The following is a 15,794-nucleotide window of genomic DNA, read 5'->3' as shown; positions in this document are numbered from 1 at the left end:
GTAGATCCTCTGGTTGGTAATGGATTAGTTAGCCGCTGCGACGCGGAATTTGATGGTGACTTCATTGGCGAGCATGCCGGTATCGCTCCACTCGCCCTCGCCGATGCCGAAGGCCAGGCGCTTGATCGGGATCTGGCCTTCGAAGATTTGCTTGCCGGCCTCCGTCTTCACGGTCAAGGGGAAGGCGACGTCGGCCGTCTTGCCCTTGATCGTCAGCTTGCCGGCGACCGTCAAGGCGCCATTGGCGGCCGGCTTGATGGCGCTCGAGACGAAGCTGGCCTGCGGGAAGCGGGCGCTGTCGAACCATTCCTTCTTGCCGACTTCGCGGTTGTATTCGGGGTCGCCGATATCGAGACTGGCGGTGGCGATGTTCACCTGCGCCTTCGCCGCTTCGGGACGCTTGGCGTCGTAATCGATGACGGCATTGAACTGCTTGAATTTCGCTTCGACCGGAACGTTCATCTGCTTGAAGACGGCACTCACATTGCTGCGGGCGGCGTCGAGCTTGAGCGGCGCAGCGTGAACGAACAACGGGACGATGGCGGCCGCAAGGGCCAGGCGGCGCAGGGATTTCATTGGACTTCCTTTGCTTTCGAAAACGGCAGCATGCGCTGCGTGATGCCGTCGCGGTCGACGACGAGGTGTTTCAGGGCGGCGGCGACGTGCATGAAGACCAGGGCCGCCATGCCCATGTTGAGCCAGTAGTGCACGGCCTTCAGCACCGGCTTGAGGGCCAGGTCCGGTTCGATCAATACAGGCAGCTGGAACAGGCCGAAGTACACCACCGGTACGCCCGCGGCGAGGGTGTAGAAATAGCCGGACAGCGGCACGCCGAACATCAGCAGGTAGAGGAAGGCGTGGGTGCCGTGGGCGGCGAGGTGCTGCCAGGCCGGCATCGTGGCCGGATAGGCCGGCGCCGGTGTGCGCAGGCGCCACAGCAGGCGCAGGGCGGCCAGCAGCAGCACGGTCACGCCGGCCCACTTGTGCCAGGAAAAATACTTCAGCTTGGTCGGCGTCAGGCCGGGGATGTCGGTCATCACCAGGCCGAGCGTGAAGGTGCCGACGATCAGGAGCGCCACCAGCCAGTGCAGGGCAATGGCGGTCGGGCTGTAACGCTGGGGTGTCGATGCCTTCATGGACTTGCTGCCTGTCAAATCATTTGCGATGGCAGCACTTTATCTGTTCCGCAAAGCGAGAGTAAGCTATCCGTTCGGATAACACTGTTCCATTTAATGATCCAATTCGCCATGTTTGCCGTGGCTGCGCTGACAGGACGGCGCGGTTCACCTTCCTTCTCGAGATATTTGATGCAAATCAAGCGGCGGCTTGTCGAGTGGCCGGCTGTCGACGTAAGCTGGGACCTGGGACCGCCACAGGCGGCAGGCACCGGGAGCGCCAGATGAGTATCCGCAACCTCGACCACTTTTTCACGCCCGATTCCGTGGCGCTCATCGGTGCCTGCGCGCGCACGGGCAGTGTTGGCCGCATACTGGACCCGCGGGACCCGCGCGGGGCGCCGTGATGGCACAGCGCATCCTCATCATCCAGGGGCATCCCGACCGTAGCAAGCGGCACCTGTGCCACGCGCTGGCGCAGGCCTATGCCGACGGTGCGCGCGGCGCCGGCCACGCCGTCGAGACGGTCGAACCCGCGCTGATCGACTTTCCGCTGCTGCGCAGCGCAGAGGAATGGCAGCATGGCAGCGTGCCGGCCGCGCTCGCCCCCGTCCAGGAGCAGATCATGCAGGCGACCCACCTGGTGCTCGTGTATCCCTTGTGGCTGGGGGAGATGCCGGCGCTGCTCAAGGCCTTCCTGGAACAGGTGGCGCGGCCGGGCTTCGCTATCGCAGCGGAAAGCCGCAATCCCCTGCGCGCCGGGCTGCTGGGCGGGCGCAGCGCGCGCGTGATCGTCACCATGGGCATGCCGGCGGTACTGTACCGCTGGTTCTACCGGGCGCACAGCCTGAAGGCCTTGCAACGCAACATCCTCGGCTTTGCAGGCATCCGGCCGGTGCGCACGTGCGTGGTGGGCGGCGCCGCGTCGCTCACGCCGCAGCAGGTCGAGCGCTGGTGCGCACACTTGCGCCGGCTTGGGGCGGCGGCGCGCTGACGGCCGGCATGCTCAATGCGCGTACAGTACCGGAATCGGTGCACGCTCGAGGAGTACCCGGGTGGCGCCGCCGAGCACGATCTCGCGGTAGCGGCTGTGGCCGAAAGCGCCCGTGACCAGCAGCCCGGCATCGTTGTCGTGCGCGATGCGCAGCAGGGCTTCGCCGGGGGGCCACTCCGTGCGCTCGACGACGACGTCGACCGGCACGCCGTGGCGCGCCAGGTACAAGGCCATGTCGGCGCCCGGCTCGTCGCCGTGCAGGCCGACCTCGCGTTCCGGATTGATCAGCGCCAGGCGCACGCTGCGCGCGCGGGTGAGCAGCGGCATGGCGCCATCGATCGCGCGCAGGGCGGGCACGCTGCCGTCCCAGCCGACGACGATGCTGTCGGCGATCGGTTCGCCGGCATACCCGGCCGGCACGGTCAATACCGGCCGCGGTCCATGCAGCGCCAGGTATTGAGGCAGTCCGCGCACCGCCGGCGCGTCGGGACTGTCCTGGGCGACCACGATCAGGTCGGCGTAGCGCGACTGCAGCAGCAGCCCGGCGCGGCTCTCGTCCTCCACCAGCCGGCCCTCGGCCGACCTGACGCCGAGCTGGCGCGCACGTTCGGCAAAGCGGGCCAGGCTCGCGTTGCCGCTCGCGCGCAGGGAGTCGAACTCGTCGCCCGGCATCGCCCCCATCGAGCCGGTCAGCATGGCGTAGGCGGCGACCGACATTCCGGTGGCGGCGGTGCCGACCAGGTGCGCATCGTGCGCGTCGGCGAGTGCGGCGGCGGCCCTCAGCCGGGCCTCGAAGTGGGAGGCGTCGTCGACGTGGACGACGATCGTCTTGTACATGGACATGGCGGGTCCTTTCTTTCGTTGTGTTCAGATCGGGTCATTCAGGGCGCGATCGCCACCTTCAGAACGCCATCGCGCCCTTGGGCGAACAAGTCACAGGCTTCCTCGACCTGCCCGAGGCGGAAGCGGTGAGCGACCAGCAGCTGCAGGTCGAGCCTTCCGGGGGACCGGCAGCGACGGCGTCCATGATGTCCGGGCACATCTGCAGCTGCTCGTCGCTCAGGCCGTCGGGAAGCGGCGCCAGGTTGGCCATGGCGAAGGGCACCCGCACGTACCCGGCCTGGCAGCCGTCGACGCAGTTGCCGAAGCGCCAGCCGCCGATAGCGTGCCCGCCGCACTGGGCCCGGTGGCCGTCGAGGTTCAGGATGTGGACGTCGGTGCCGCAGTTGGTGGTGATGGTGATCTTGACGACCGCTTCGCCGGGTCCGGTGAAGTCGGCTGCGTTCATGTCCGGCATGATGTTCTCCTGCTGGTGTTCGTCTTGAAGGTGCGAAGGGCGAGGCGGACGGCGCTCCCTGTAGTCCCTGCGTGCGGGCTTAGCGGGCCATCAGCACGGGCAGTGCCGCCTCCTGCAAGACGGTCCTGCTTGCACCGCCGAGCAGGAGTTCCTGGAAGCGTGAGTGGCCGAAGCAGCCCATGACGACCAGGTCGCAGTCCAGTTCGGCCGCGAGGCCGAGGATGGCGCGGCCGGTGTCGCCGCCGGGGTCGCGCAGTGACGGCACGGCGCGCACCGCGTGGCGCCCGAGGAAGGCGAGCGCATCGTCCAGTTCCGCCGCGCTCGCGAACTCGTTCGGAAACACGGACGTCAACGCAGCCAGGCTTACATGGGTGGCGCGCTGCAACAGGGGCAGGGCCGCCGCCATCGCCACCGCAGCTTCGCGGCTGCCGTTCCAGCACAGCAGGACCCGGCGCGCAGGGGCGGGCGCCAGGTCCACGCGCGGCACCACCAGCACCGGGCATGCCGCGTTGACCACGACGTAATCGGGCATGCGCAGCGCCGGCGGCAGGTAGCCCAGGCTCTCGTCGGGGTCATCCTGGCTGACGACCACCAGGTCGGCGAAGCGCGCCAGCAGTGCCAGCGCATCCGGCGCCTGGTCGCTGATCAGCCGGGTTTCGTGGGACACGCCGCGGCTGCGCGCGATGTCTTCGAAGCGTGCAAGCGCCTCCCGCGCACTGTGCACGAGCGGATCGACATAGCCGGCCAGCAGTGTGCCCGGCCGGGCGTCGCAGCCGTCGGGGAAGACCGCGCGCGACACCCCCGTCATGGCGGCGCCGACCAGGTGCGCGCCGTGTTCGGCGCCAATGGCGGTCGCTAGGCCGATGCGGGCGGGCGCATGGCGCGAAAGGTCGGCGTGGACAAGGACGGTCTTGTAACGCATGGGTCGGCTCAAGAGATGAACGGGTGAAAGGGCAGCCCGGCGGCGAAACGGCGCCATGCTACAGTCTCACGCCCGTGTCATTCAATAGCCATGATCCAGATCAAATCCCTCCGATTATTTGAATGAAATTTGCGCCGGGAACTAGACAGGCGCGTGCAACTCTGCTTGCTGCCTGGTGCGCCGCCCGCCGGCAATTCGCCCAGTCGGGCGCGGCCATATCCGCCCATCACCAGCAAATCCGCGCCGAGGTAGGCCGCCAGCGACGGCAGGGGCGCGCCGCCTTCGAGACCCGGCGACGCAGCGCTGAGCGCGGCATCGATCCCGTGGCGCGCCAGCCAGGAAGCAGGTCGGGACCGGTGGCCTGGTCTTGCGCAATCGCTTTCGCCGATCACGCACAGGTCGCCGACCACCACGTCGCGGCTGTCGACCGTGCGCCGGGTCGCGCCTCAGAACCGGTGCCGCAGTCCCATCGCGAACTGGCGGTTGCCCGTGCCCGGCTCCTCGCTGTTGCCCTCGGTGTAGGCGGCACCATTATGGTTGCGAATGGTGCCGTAGGACGTGTAGACGTCGCTGCGTTTCGAGAACGCATACATGTAGGCCAGGCCAAACTGGTTCGCGTCCTGGTTGCGCAGGGTGCGGTCGTTCGCATGCACGCCGGTCAGCACCACAGTACTTGCCCCGAGCGGGATCGAGGCCCCGAGCAGCAGGTCGTGGCTGTCGGTGGAGGGCACCGGCGGCAGGCCGCCGAACAGCGCCGCGCTGTTGTTGAGCGGCGCACTGTTCGGTCCCCGGTTGATTTCGTAGCCGAGGTAGCCGCGCACCGGCCCGAAATTGTAGTTCGCGCCCAGCAGCAGGTTGCGTGCCGGGTCGGTGCCGCCCACGGTGGCGCTGTCGTTGTTCTTGCGGTGGAAGGCGATGCTGGCGTTCAGCGGACCGCGGCTGTAGTTGAAGGAGCCGCCGACCGCGCTGCTGGCCGACGCCTTGCCCGGCACTTCGCCCGCCACATACATCAGCGCCGTCGTGAACCCGTTCATGTCGGGGCTGCGGTACAGCACTGAATTCGAGGCCCGGAAGCCGGTCGGCGGCATCAGGTTGTTGGAGCGGACGATGCCGTTGCGCAGCGGGTCGACCACGACGTTGAGCACGGTGAACAGCGGGGTGTCCTGCAGGCCGATGCTCACCGAACCGAGTTTGCCGCGCAGGCCGACGATCGAGGTGCGGCCGAACAGCGTGTTGTTCTGGGTCGAGGTGCCGTTGTCGGCGTGGATGCCGCCTTCGAGCACGAAGAAGGCGGCCAGGCCGCCGCCGAGTTCCTCGTTACCGCGGAAGCCCCAGCGGCTCTGGGTGGCCATGCCGCTGGTGACGCGGGTCGAGGTGCCGGCGGCGCCGCCACCGTCGACCGAAATACCCATGTCGACGACGCCGTAGAATGCGACCGACGAAGGGTCAGCGAGTACCGCGCCGCTGCAAAGGATGGCGGCGCAAAAAACGACAGGTTTGAGTGTGAACGTCATGGTTTTCTTCTTGTATGAATCAGGCTGCTGGAACGGGAGCGATGGTGCGTGGTGCAGGATCGGGGATCGGTTCGATCTTCCCGAGGACGAACACGAAGCAGGCGATGCCGATGAGCAGGATGACGCCAGCGACGAAGAAGGCATTCGTGAACGAGGAGGTGGCGCCGACGATCATGCCGGTCACGATCGGTGCGGCCGCGCCCATCAGGTTGTTCGCAAAATTCATGATGCCGCCGACCGTGCCGGCGCCGCCTTTCGGTGCGATCAGCGAGGGCAGCGACCAGCTGACCGGCGCCGCCGAGGCCAGGCCGCCGAGGGCGATCGAGATCCAGAAGATGGCCCAGGCCGGATCGGTGGTCTGGGTCGCGCCGAACACGGCCAGGCCGAAGGTCATGCCGGTCACCAGCACGGCTTTCCTCACCTTCGATTCGTCCTTGCCTTTCGATATCAGGTGGTCGATCAGCCAGCCGCCCACGAACAGGTCGGTCAGGGTGGCGAAGGCCCAGGGGATGGCCGCAAAGCCGGCCGACTTCAGGATACTCATGTGCATGGACTCGACCAGGTAGCCGGGCAGCCAGGTCAGGAACAGGTAGAAGGTGTAGCCGTAGGCGGCGAAGCCGATGGTCAGGCCCCAGACTTTCGACTTGGTCAGCAGGTAGCCGAGCATGTTGACCGCGCCGGCTTCCGCCGGGCCTTCGGGGGCCGCGCCGCCGCGCTGGATGTAGTCGAGTTCGACTTTGGAGAGGCGCTCGTCGGCGCTCGGGTCGCGGTACAGGACATAGAAGGCGATGAAGTACATGAAGCTCAGGGCGGCGGTCAGGCCGAAACCCCAGCGCCAGCCGAAGGTCACGACGGTGAGCGCCACCAGCGGCACGCCGATCACGTTCGAGAACTTGGCGGCGGCGTCGAAGATGGCGGTGGCCATGCCGCGTTCATGGCGCGGGAACCAGTAGCCGGTGGCCTTGGAGCTGACCGGGAAGGCCGGGGCCTCGGCCACGCCCAGCAGGATGCGCGCCACGAAGATGCCGGCGAAGCCGCTCGAGAAGGCGGTGATGACCGAGGCCACGCCCCACAGGAAGGCGCCCCAGCGCCCGACCCGGGTCGGGCCGAAGCGGTCGAGCACCATCCCGACCGGAATCTGCAGCAGCGAATAGGACCAGGCGAAGGCCGAGAACAGCAGGCCGAGTTCGACCGGGGTCAGGTTGAACATCTCCTTGATCTGCGGCGCCGCGACCGAGAGGCCGATGCGGTCGATGTAGTTGATCAGGACGCCCATGCCGAGCAGGGCGCCGATGCCCCAGCGGCGGCGCGGGATGTTCTGTTTGTGGGTAGTTGTCATGTCTGTCTCCTGTTGGTGGTGGGTTCTAGCGACCCTGGGGATGAAGGATGTCCTCGGTGAGATCGGCGAGGGGTTTGCGCAGGTCGAGGAGGACGCCGTCCTCGTCCGCCTGCAGGGGTTCGAGATCGCGCAGCTGGCTGTCGAGCAGCGAGGCCGGCATGTAGTGGGCGGTGCGCGCCCCCATGCGCTCGGCGATCAGTTCGCGCGGACCGGTGAGGTGAGCAAAGCGCAGGCCCGGATCGGCGGCGCGCAGCAGGTCGCGGTAGCGCCGCTTGAGCGCGGAGCAGGCCAGCACCAGGCCTTCGCCGCGCGCCGCCGCATCGGCAATTTCGCCCTGCAGGGTGCGCAGCCAGTCCGCGCGGTCGCTGTCGTCGAGCGGAATGCCGGCCGCCATCTTGGCCACGTTCGAGGCGCTGTGGTAGGCGTCGCCCTCGAGAAAACGGACGCCGAGGGCAGCCGCCAGGCGCTTGCCGACCTCGCTCTTGCCGCAGCCGGAGACGCCCATGACGACCCAGCGGGCCGGCTCGGGACTGGAAATGAGTTGCTCTTGCATAGTCGGAACACCAGTAAAAGTTGAGCGCGTTTGGTAGCGCTACCAAAGTGGAGGCGAGTCTACGCCGATCAATGAATTTGTAAAGTGCTATTTATGCTGCACTGCCGCATAAGGATTGCGCGCGCAATGCGGCGGCCGCCCCCGGCGGCGAAGGCGGGAGGGCGGATCGGGGCTCAGGAAATCAGGCGCTCTCGCGGGCCATCAGGGTGAAGCCGAGGTCGATGCGGGTGGCGGCGGGGGTCTCGCCGCGGATCACGGCGCGCAGCAGCTGGGCCGCCTCGAAGCCGACCCGGTAGCGCGGGGTGGCGATCGTGGTGACGGACGGATTCATCCAGGCCGACACCGGCAGGTCGTTGAAGCCGCAGATGGCGAGCTGGCGCGGCACGGCGATGCCGCGCCGCTGGCACTGGAAGATCGCGCCCTGGGCCAGGTCGTCGTTGCAGCAGAAGATGGCGTCGCAATCGGGCGTGCTCGAGAGCATGCGGCCCAGCAGTTCGGCGCCGAGCGCGATCGTCGACGGGTCGGCCACCATGGTCTCGAGGCGGGGATCGTAACTGCCCGCTTCCTGCAGGGCGCGCCGGTAGCCTTCAAGCCGTTTCAGGGTGCGCTCGTCGCGCTGCGCACCCATGAAGCCGATGCGTTGATAACCCTTGTCGAGCAGGTAGCGCGTCATCGTGTAGCCGGCCTGCAGCTGGGAGAAGCCGACCGACATGCCGGCCGTGGTCGTGGACGAGGCGGCGGGCTGGCCGTCCGGCGCGCCCGCCAGGTCCATCATCGAGACGATCGGCAGCTTCGAGGACGCCAGCAGTTCCGTCACCTGGCGGCTGTGGGTCAGGCCGGACAGCAGGATGCCGTCCGGGCTCGATTGCAGGTAGGTGTTGAGCAGCTTTTCTTCCTCGGCGTCCGAATAGCGGGTATTCCCGATCAGGATCTGGTAGCCGTCCGGTTCCAGCGCATCCTGGATGCCGGCGAGGACGTCGGTGAACACTGCATTCGACAGCGAGGGCACCAGCACCACGATCACCTTCGAGCGGGCCGAGGCCAGCGCGCGCGCCGCGCGGTTGGGCACATAGCCCAGTTCCGCCACCGCCTGCCCGACCCGGGCCCGCAGCGCCGGCGACACCATTTCCGGCTGGCTGATCGCGCGCGAGGCCGTCATGGTGCCGACGCCGGCGCGCGCCGCCACCTCGGCCAGCGTGACGCGGCCGCTGGCGCGGGTACGTTGGGTCTGTGCTTTGCTCATCGTTATCTGGTTCCGGACCACATTTGGTAGCGTTATCAAGCGGATGACTTGTATTGGAGCACGATTATGGCAAATGACGCAGGAATTGGCGAATGGCTGCACCCGCGCACTGGACTGGTAGAATACCCCGGTACCCTATACTTCAGCGAGCCTGCCTTGTCCCATACCGCACGTCAAAAAACCAAATTGCTGGCCCGCGTACGCCGCATCCGGGGCCAGGTCGAAGCCGTCGAGCGGGCACTCGAGGCCGAAGCCGGCTGTACCGACATCCTGCACCTGCTGGCCGCCAGCCGCGGGGCCATGAACGGCCTGATGCTCGAGGTGATCGACGACCACGTGCGCGAGCACGTCGCCGCCGGCGAGCTGTCGCAGGCCGCGCGCACCGAGGGGGCGGACGAACTGCTGGACGTGATCCGCAGTTACCTCAAGTAGACAGCGATGGCCGTCAAATCGCCCTGCGTCGAGCTGTGCCAGTTCGACCGCAAGACCAGCCTGTGCACCGGCTGCCTGCGCACGCAGGCGGAAGCGCGCGAGTGGAAGAAGATGACCGACCATCGCCGGCACCAGATCATCAACGAACGCGCGCGGCGCGAGAAAAAACTGGCCGGGCGCTAGCGCGGCTGGTGGAGGAAAACCATGCAGGACCTGACACAAGCACACATCGCACACGCACACATCGGCGACGAACTCGCGCACGACCACATCTTCGACAAGGGCAGCAACAAGGCCGAGCGCGGCACGCGCATGGTGATGTGGATCACCCTCGCCATGATGGTGGTCGAGATCGCCGCCGGCTGGTGGCTGAACTCGATGGCCCTGCTGGCCGACGGCTGGCACATGAGCTCCCACGCGCTGGCGATCGGCCTGAGCGCCTTTGCCTACGCGGCGGCGCGCAAGTATGCGCAGGACCCGCGCTTTGCCTTCGGTACCTGGAAAATCGAGATCCTGGCGGGCTTCACCAGCGCCGTCTTCCTGCTGGGGATCGCCGCGCTGATGGCCTTCAGCTCGATCGAGCGCATCTTCGCACCCCAGCCCATCCATTACCGGGACGCCATCGTGATCGCCATCATCGGCCTGGTCGTGAACGTCGTCTGCGCCAGCATCCTCGGCCATGCGCACCATGACCACGGACACGGGCACCACGGCCACGACCATCATGGACACGATCATCATGGCCACGACCATGGTCATGATCGCGGCCACGGACATCACGACCTCAACCTGAAGTCCGCCTACGTCCACGTCATCGCCGACGCGGCGACCTCGGTGCTGGCGATCGCCGCGCTGGTCGGTGGCTGGGCCTTCGGCTGGTCCTGGCTCGATCCGGTGATGGGCATCGTCGGCGCGGTGCTGGTGGCGGTCTGGGCGAAGAACCTGATCGTCGAAACCGGCAAGGTCCTGCTCGACCGCGAAATGGATGCGCCGGTGGTGGAAGAAATCCGCGAAGTCGTGGCCGGCGCGTCGGCGCCCGGCGCCACCAGGCTGGTCGACCTGCACGTCTGGCGCGTCGGCAAGCAGTTTTATTCCTGCGCGATGAGTGTGGTCACGAACGACGCGGCGCTGACCCCGGCCCGGTTGCGCGAGCAGCTCGGCGTCCACGAAGAGATCGTGCATTCGACCATCGAAGTGCATTACCGGCAAGGTGCGCAGCGCGGGTGAGGTGGGCGCGCCTTAACCGGGTGGCGGCGTCGCAGCCAGGAAGGCTGCCGTTACCAGCGCGGCAAGCAGGAAGACTGTTTCCACGCGCAGGATGAGGACAAACCTGCGGCGCGTAGCGGGTGGTGTCGGGCCGGCCTGCCGCAGGCCCTTCAGCAGGGCCGGCATGACGGAGAAACGGTTCAGTCCCCCGAGCGCCGCCGCGCACAGCACCAGCGTCAGCTTGAGCAGCAGGGTGTCCGCATAGGGATTGCCGAAGGCGTTCCCGATGGTGCCCAGGCTGCGCCAGGCGCTGACGGCGCCGGTGGCGACGATGCCGGCCAGCGCGACGGTCGCTGAACGGGACAGCGCCTGCACGTAGGCGCCGCACTCGAGACGGCTCTGCGGGTCGGCCGGCTGCGCGCGCAGCGCGGCCAGCCCGGCGACCAGCACCGCGCCGACCCAGACGCTTGCCAGCACCAGGTGCAGCCAGTCGGCCGCCACGGCCCAGGTGAAGTCGCCGCCGGCCGCGGCGTGGCTGACGGTGCTGCGGCTGTACAGGAGCGCCGCCAGCGCGACCAGCCGCAGCAGGCCGGCCGCCGCGCCGCGTCCGCCCGGCAGCACGAGCGTCAGCCCGAGCACGAGCAGCGCGCCCGCACCGCTCATCCATGCCAGCCCATAATGGGTGGCCGCGAGCACCGACTGCACGGCCGGGAAGGCCTGCGCGAGCGGCACTTCGGCCATCGCTGCCGCTTCCAGCCAGAGCACGGCGCCATACGCCAGGCCGGCAGCCGCCACGCCGGCCCGCATCGCGCCGTGCAGGCGCAGGTCCAGCGCCCTGGCCCAGGGCGAGACGCCGCGCCGCAGCCACAGGCGCGCGATGGCGGCGCCCACCACGCCGGCCAGCGCCAGGTTGAGGAGGGCGGTCGCGATGCGCTGGGCCAGGGCGAGTTCGCCCTCCATCACTTGACGCGGAAGCCGAACTCGCCCTTGACCTTGTGGCCGTCGCGGGTCACGGTCGTCCATTGCACGCGCCAGGCGCCGGGGTGCAGCGCGGGCAGTACCCCCACCAGGGTCTTCGGATCGGCGGCGTCGACGGCGATCTTCGACGGTTGGAGCTCAACGCCCTTGTCGTCGACCAGTTTGACTTTACTGAAGGGCAGCTCGAGCGGCTCATTGAACTGCAGGCGCAGCTGCGCCGGGGCAGCACTGACCACGCTGTCGGCCTTTGGTGTCGAGGCCTGCAGCTTCGCGTGGGCCCATGCCTGCGAGGCGAATGCGCATGCGAGGGTCGCCAGGGCCGCGGCGGCCAGCTTGTTCGTCTTCATCGTGATTCTCCCGTATGAATGGCCTATTGTGCCAGCTGGAGCTGCACGACGGTGATCGCGCCGTTCACGCGGTCGGCGCTGAACTTCACCTGGTCGCCGGCCTTGACGCCGTCGAGCATCGCCGCTTCCCGGACGCGGAAGGCCATCGTCATGCCCGGCATGTTCAGGTTTTTCAGTTCGCCGTGGCGCATGGTGATCTTGCCGGCTTCCCGGTCGACCTTTTTCACTTCGGCGTCGACCAGGTCGGCGGGCGCGCCAGCCTGCACCGCCTGGACCTCCTGGCCGTAATGCTTGTAGACCGTCGCGCGGCCGCTGCGGTCGACGAGGAAGACGTCGAACGGGTCCTTGCGCGGTCCTTCCATGCCCGGGGAACCGAGCGGCATGCCGGGCACGGCCAGCCCGCGCGCCTTCGGCTTCTCGGCCAGCAGGCGCTTGATCTCGGCGGCGGGGACGTGTCCTTCGATGGCATAGCCGCCGACCAGCGCCGTGTGGCAGGAGCCGAGCTGGTTCGGGATGCCGGCGCGTTCGCGGTAGTCGGACGGGTTGTCCACGTTCGTCACGCGCGGCGCGAAGCCGTTGGCCTTCAGGTGCTCGACCCAGGCGCCGCAGCAGCCGCAGGCTTCGCTCTTGTAGACCTCGATCACGGGCGCTGCGGCGCGCGCCAGGGCCGGCAGGCCGAAGGCGCCGGCCAGGGCGAGAAGGGAGAATTCGCGTCGTTTCATGTTCAATCCTTTCGTATGAATTGCAATCAGTGATGGCCCTGGTGGCCGGTAGGCTTGCGGACGGTGACTTCGACTTCAACGGGTTTCCTGTCCGGCGTCGCCGCGGCGCCCGGCCCGTTGCTGCGCACGGCGGCGGGCGGCTCGCCCGTCCATTCCCAGGCGACCGTGCCGGGAGGATGCCTGTACCAGCCCGGGTCGCGGTAGTCGCCCGGCTTCTGGTCCTTGCGCACCTTGAGGAGGGTGAACATCCCGCCCATTTCGATGTCGCCAAAGGGGCCCTGGCCGCCCATCATCGGCAGCGTGTTCTCGGGAATCGGCATGTCCATTCCTCCCATCGAGCCGCCCTTGTCGCCCATGACCATATAGTCCGGCACCAGTTTCGCGATCTTCTCGGCCACGCCGCGCTGGTCGACGCCGATCAGGGTCGGCACCTTGTGGCCCATGGCGTTCATCGTGTGGTGCGACTTGTGGCAGTGGAAGGGCCAGTCGCCCGGTGCGTCGGCGATGAATTCGATGGCGCGCATTTGCCCCACCGCGATATCGGTCGTCACCTCGGGCCAGCGCGACTCGGGCCGGGTCCAGCCGCCGTCGGTGCCGGTGACTTCGAACTCGTGGCCGTGCAGGTGGATCGGGTGGTTGGTCATCGTCAGGTTGCCGGCGCGGATGCGCACGCGGTCGCCCTGGCGCACGTTCATCGTGTCGATGCCGGGGAAGGCGCGGCTGTTGAAGGTCCACAGGTTAAAGTCCGTCATCTCGTTGACCTTCGGCGTATAGCTGCCCGGTTCGATGTCGTAGGCATTCAACAGGAAGACGAAGTCGCGGTCGACCGCGTGCAGGGCCGGGTTCTTCGGGTGCGTGACCCAGAAGCCCATCATGCCCATCGCCATCTGCACCATTTCGTCGGCGTGCGGGTGGTACATGAAGGTGCCGGGCCGGCGCGCGACGAATTCGTAGACGAAGGTTTTACCTGGCTGGATGCCGGGCTGGGTCAGCCCGGTGATGCCGTCCATCCCGTTCGGCAGGCGCTGGCCGTGCCAGTGGATGCTGGTGTGCTCGGGCAGGCGGTTGGTGACGAAGATGCGCACGCGGTCGCCCTCGACCACCTCGATCGTCGGACCCGGGCTCTGGCCGTTGTAGCCCCACAGGTTGGCCTGCATGCCGGGTGCGATTTCGCGCACCACCGGCTCGGCGATCAGGTGGAATTCCTTGACGCCGTCCTTCATGCGCCAGGGCAGCGACCAGCCGTTGAGGGTCACCACCGGGTTGTAGGGACGGCCGTTGGGCGGCGCCGGCGGCGGCTGGGTGGCTGCGCTCCCCATGATGGGCGCTTCGGGCAGGGTGGCCGCGCCGGCACGGCTCACCAGCCCGGCGCCGACCAGCGCCGCGGCGCCGCTGAAAAAGTCTCGACGTGAACTCATTGGCTCAATCCTTGTTCGGTGTTCGGTACTGCGGCGGCGCCGCCATGGATGGCCGCCTGCAGTTCGGTCTCGGCAATCCAGAAATCGCGCTGGGCCAGGATCGCCGCGTTGACGCCGCCGATCTGGCTGCGCGCGTCGGCCAGCAGTTCGAAGACGCTCACCAGCATGCCGTTATAGCGCAGCAGGGTCTCGTCCGAGATCTTCTTCTGCAGGGGCACGATCTCGTCGCGGTAGTGGCGGGCGAGGTCGTAACCCGTGCGGTAGGCGGACCAGGCCTCGCGCACCTGCGAGCGGGCCAGCACGGCGGCGCTCGCGGCGCGGTGGACGGAGGCCATGTAGACCGCCTCGGCTTTCGCGACGCGCGCGCCGCCCCAGTCGAACAGCGGCAGCGAGAGTTCGATGGCGTAGCCGTCCTCGCGCGCCGACCCGGTCTTGCTGGAATTGAGGTAGCCGGCATCGAGGACGTTAATGAAACCGGTCGCCTTCGTCAGGCCCAGTGCGCGCGCGGTCGCCTCAAGCTCCAGCCTTGCCAGGCGCAGGTCGAGCCGCTGTTGCATGGCCTCGGCCTCGAATGCGCCCGCTGCCTTCGGGCTCGCGGGTAGATCGGGCAGGCGTTCCGGCAGCCCGAAGGCGGTCTGCTCTCCCCAGGCGCCCATCATCCGCGCCAAATGTTCGCGCGCCGCGACGGCGTTGTGGCGGGCGCGCGCCAGCTGCGCCGTGGCCTCGGCCGAGAAAGCCTGTTCGCGCGCCTGGTCGAGGGCACTGAGGTTGCCGACCTGCGCCATGCGCGCGGCCAGCTCGGCGCCGGCCTGCGCGGCTTCGCGCACCTGCCCGGCGTAGCGCGCCGACTGTGCCGCCGCCACCGCATTGAACCAGGCCTTGCGGGTATCGGCGGCCAGGCGCACGGCGTCAAGCGCCGCGGCCAGTTTGGCGCCCTCGAAGCGGCGCGCCTCGATATCGCGCCGCATCGGCATCGTCAGCAGGCCGACCAGGTCGACCATCACGCTACGCTCGATGTCGGTTTCGCCGCCGCCGGACATGCGGCTGAAGCCGATACCGGGATTGCGCATGCGGCCGGCCTGGACCAGGTCGGCCTCGGCCACGCCGAGCCGGGCGAGGGAGGCGCGCAGGGCACGGTTGTTGAGCAGGGCCACGCGCACGGCGGCGTCGGGCGTGAGCGGCTGCGCCAGCAGGCGGGCGGCCTCGGCATAGGCCTCGGCGTCGGCCGCGTCGCCCGTTTCGTGCAGGCGCACATCCTGGCCGATGCGCTCCGACGTCATGGTGGAGACGGCGTCGAGGCCGCCGTCCTTGCTGAAGCTGGCGCATCCGCCGAGGACGAGCAGGCACGCGCCTGCGGCGACGCGCAGCCTGATCGGGAAGGGCTGCGTCCTCATTGTTTTGCCGGGACCGGATGATGGTGGCTGTGCGCAGCGGCAGGCGCTGCGGGCGCGCCGGGAGCCGCGGCGCTGGCGTGGCCGTCGCCGCCTTCATTGCCGGCGAGGGTATCGTTCGCGCGGCGCCAGGTTTTGTCGGGCGTGGCTGAAGCGTCCGCGCTGAAGCGCACATAGCCGCTCAGCGCGGAATCATGGGCCGGCGCGGGAACCGGCGCGTTCGGGTCGAGCGGGTTCGGCGTACGCGCGGATGGCTCGGCCTGCGTACAGAAGGACGCAGCCAGCAGGACACCGGTGACGGTGGCCAGGAATATCGGTTTCAT

Annotated in this window: 19 protein-coding genes and 1 pseudogene; 4 read left to right on the top strand and 16 right to left on the bottom strand. The window is 68.1% G+C overall.

The genetic code is table 11. From position 1 onward, the window contains the following. Positions 1-24 precede the first annotated feature (24 nt). Together ACI48I_RS17525 and ACI48I_RS17520 are read right to left on the bottom strand one after the other, a co-directional pair. Positions 25-576: a YceI family protein gene (locus ACI48I_RS17525; RefSeq protein WP_193686002.1), complete on the bottom strand. Its 552-nt coding sequence runs from the start codon at positions 574-576 to the stop codon at positions 25-27. Continuing rightward, entirely contained in the window at positions 573-1,136 is a 564-nt protein-coding gene (locus ACI48I_RS17520; RefSeq protein ID WP_193686001.1) for a cytochrome b, read from the bottom strand. The genes ACI48I_RS17525 and ACI48I_RS17520 overlap by 4 nt, the downstream gene beginning before the upstream one ends. A gap of 385 nt (positions 1,137-1,521) precedes the next feature. On the opposite strand from ACI48I_RS17520, the gene ACI48I_RS17515 reads away from it, so the two are divergent. Then, positions 1,522-2,109, top strand: a complete 588-nt coding sequence (locus ACI48I_RS17515) for an NAD(P)H-dependent oxidoreductase (protein WP_498574929.1) — start codon at positions 1,522-1,524, stop codon at positions 2,107-2,109. Between the two features lie 12 nt (positions 2,110-2,121). Here the strand turns inward: ACI48I_RS17515 and ACI48I_RS17510 are convergent, their stop codons facing one another. The 8 genes and pseudogenes from ACI48I_RS17510 to gntR all read right to left on the bottom strand — a co-directional run bounded on the left by ACI48I_RS17510 (position 2,122) and on the right by gntR (position 8,977). Then, on the bottom strand, positions 2,122-2,952 hold the full coding sequence (locus ACI48I_RS17510) for a universal stress protein (RefSeq protein ID WP_227496475.1): 831 nt from the start codon (positions 2,950-2,952) through the stop codon (positions 2,122-2,124). Between the two features lie 163 nt (positions 2,953-3,115). Continuing rightward, a pseudogene (locus ACI48I_RS17505) lies at positions 3,116-3,406 on the bottom strand (NAD(P)-dependent alcohol dehydrogenase); the annotation flags it as partial. A gap of 79 nt (positions 3,407-3,485) precedes the next feature. Further along, a complete protein-coding gene (locus ACI48I_RS17500) occupies positions 3,486-4,328 on the bottom strand; it encodes a universal stress protein (RefSeq protein WP_498574928.1) in 843 nt (280 codons plus the stop codon). A gap of 77 nt (positions 4,329-4,405) precedes the next feature. Continuing rightward, a complete protein-coding gene (locus tag ACI48I_RS17495) occupies positions 4,406-4,738 on the bottom strand; it encodes a hypothetical protein (RefSeq protein ID WP_498574927.1) in 333 nt (110 codons plus the stop codon). Positions 4,739-4,774: 36 nt separating this feature from the next. After that, on the bottom strand, positions 4,775-5,842 hold the full coding sequence (locus ACI48I_RS17490) for a porin (protein ID WP_193685997.1): 1,068 nt from the start codon (positions 5,840-5,842) through the stop codon (positions 4,775-4,777). Positions 5,843-5,861: 19 nt separating this feature from the next. Continuing rightward, positions 5,862-7,181 (bottom strand): MFS transporter, encoded by a 1,320-nt coding sequence (locus ACI48I_RS17485; protein WP_193685996.1) that lies wholly within the window; start codon positions 7,179-7,181, stop codon positions 5,862-5,864. Positions 7,182-7,206: 25 nt separating this feature from the next. Continuing rightward, the gene (locus ACI48I_RS17480) at positions 7,207-7,734 is read right to left on the bottom strand and encodes a gluconokinase (protein WP_227496474.1); all 528 of its coding nucleotides are present in this window, start codon (positions 7,732-7,734) and stop codon (positions 7,207-7,209) included. Between the two features lie 181 nt (positions 7,735-7,915). Beyond that, positions 7,916-8,977: an HTH-type transcriptional regulator GntR gene (gene gntR, locus ACI48I_RS17475; RefSeq protein WP_498574926.1), complete on the bottom strand. Its 1,062-nt coding sequence runs from the start codon at positions 8,975-8,977 to the stop codon at positions 7,916-7,918. A 156-nt stretch (positions 8,978-9,133) separates the two neighbouring features. Here gntR and ACI48I_RS17470 point away from each other — a divergent pair, with 156 nt between their 5' ends. The 3 genes from ACI48I_RS17470 to dmeF are packed head-to-tail and all read left to right on the top strand — an operon-like array spanning position 9,134 to position 10,636. After that, positions 9,134-9,409, top strand: a complete 276-nt coding sequence (locus ACI48I_RS17470; protein ID WP_498574925.1) for a metal/formaldehyde-sensitive transcriptional repressor — start codon at positions 9,134-9,136, stop codon at positions 9,407-9,409. 6 nt (positions 9,410-9,415) lie between these two features. Then, positions 9,416-9,592, top strand: coding sequence for a DUF1289 domain-containing protein (locus ACI48I_RS17465; RefSeq protein ID WP_193685993.1), 177 nt, complete (start codon positions 9,416-9,418; stop codon positions 9,590-9,592). Between the two features lie 21 nt (positions 9,593-9,613). After that, a complete protein-coding gene (gene dmeF, locus ACI48I_RS17460; protein WP_498574924.1) occupies positions 9,614-10,636 on the top strand; it encodes a CDF family Co(II)/Ni(II) efflux transporter DmeF in 1,023 nt (340 codons plus the stop codon). 12 nt (positions 10,637-10,648) lie between these two features. Here dmeF and ACI48I_RS17455 read toward each other — a convergent pair whose 3' ends face one another. The 6 genes from ACI48I_RS17455 to ACI48I_RS17430 are packed head-to-tail and all read right to left on the bottom strand — an operon-like array spanning position 10,649 to position 15,794. Beyond that, positions 10,649-11,575 (bottom strand): CopD family protein, encoded by a 927-nt coding sequence (locus tag ACI48I_RS17455; protein ID WP_498574923.1) that lies wholly within the window; start codon positions 11,573-11,575, stop codon positions 10,649-10,651. Further along, on the bottom strand, positions 11,575-11,940 hold the full coding sequence (copC, locus tag ACI48I_RS17450; RefSeq protein ID WP_193685990.1) for a copper homeostasis periplasmic binding protein CopC: 366 nt from the start codon (positions 11,938-11,940) through the stop codon (positions 11,575-11,577). The genes ACI48I_RS17455 and copC overlap by 1 nt, the downstream gene beginning before the upstream one ends. Positions 11,941-11,963: 23 nt before the next feature. After that, positions 11,964-12,662: a DUF411 domain-containing protein gene (locus tag ACI48I_RS17445; RefSeq protein WP_498574922.1), complete on the bottom strand. Its 699-nt coding sequence runs from the start codon at positions 12,660-12,662 to the stop codon at positions 11,964-11,966. A 26-nt stretch (positions 12,663-12,688) separates the two neighbouring features. After that, positions 12,689-14,080: a multicopper oxidase family protein gene (locus ACI48I_RS17440; RefSeq protein WP_498574921.1), complete on the bottom strand. Its 1,392-nt coding sequence runs from the start codon at positions 14,078-14,080 to the stop codon at positions 12,689-12,691. After that, positions 14,077-15,474, bottom strand: coding sequence for a TolC family protein (locus ACI48I_RS17435; RefSeq protein WP_498574920.1), 1,398 nt, complete (start codon positions 15,472-15,474; stop codon positions 14,077-14,079). Before ACI48I_RS17435 ends, ACI48I_RS17440 begins: the two co-directional genes overlap by 4 nt. After that, complete coding sequence (locus tag ACI48I_RS17430) at positions 15,471-15,794, bottom strand: hypothetical protein (protein WP_193685987.1); 324 nt, start codon at positions 15,792-15,794, stop codon at positions 15,471-15,473. The genes ACI48I_RS17435 and ACI48I_RS17430 overlap by 4 nt, the downstream gene beginning before the upstream one ends.

Source organism: Massilia sp. LXY-5 (assembly GCF_059801075.1).
This window is presented reverse-complemented; position numbering and strand designations above follow the sequence as displayed.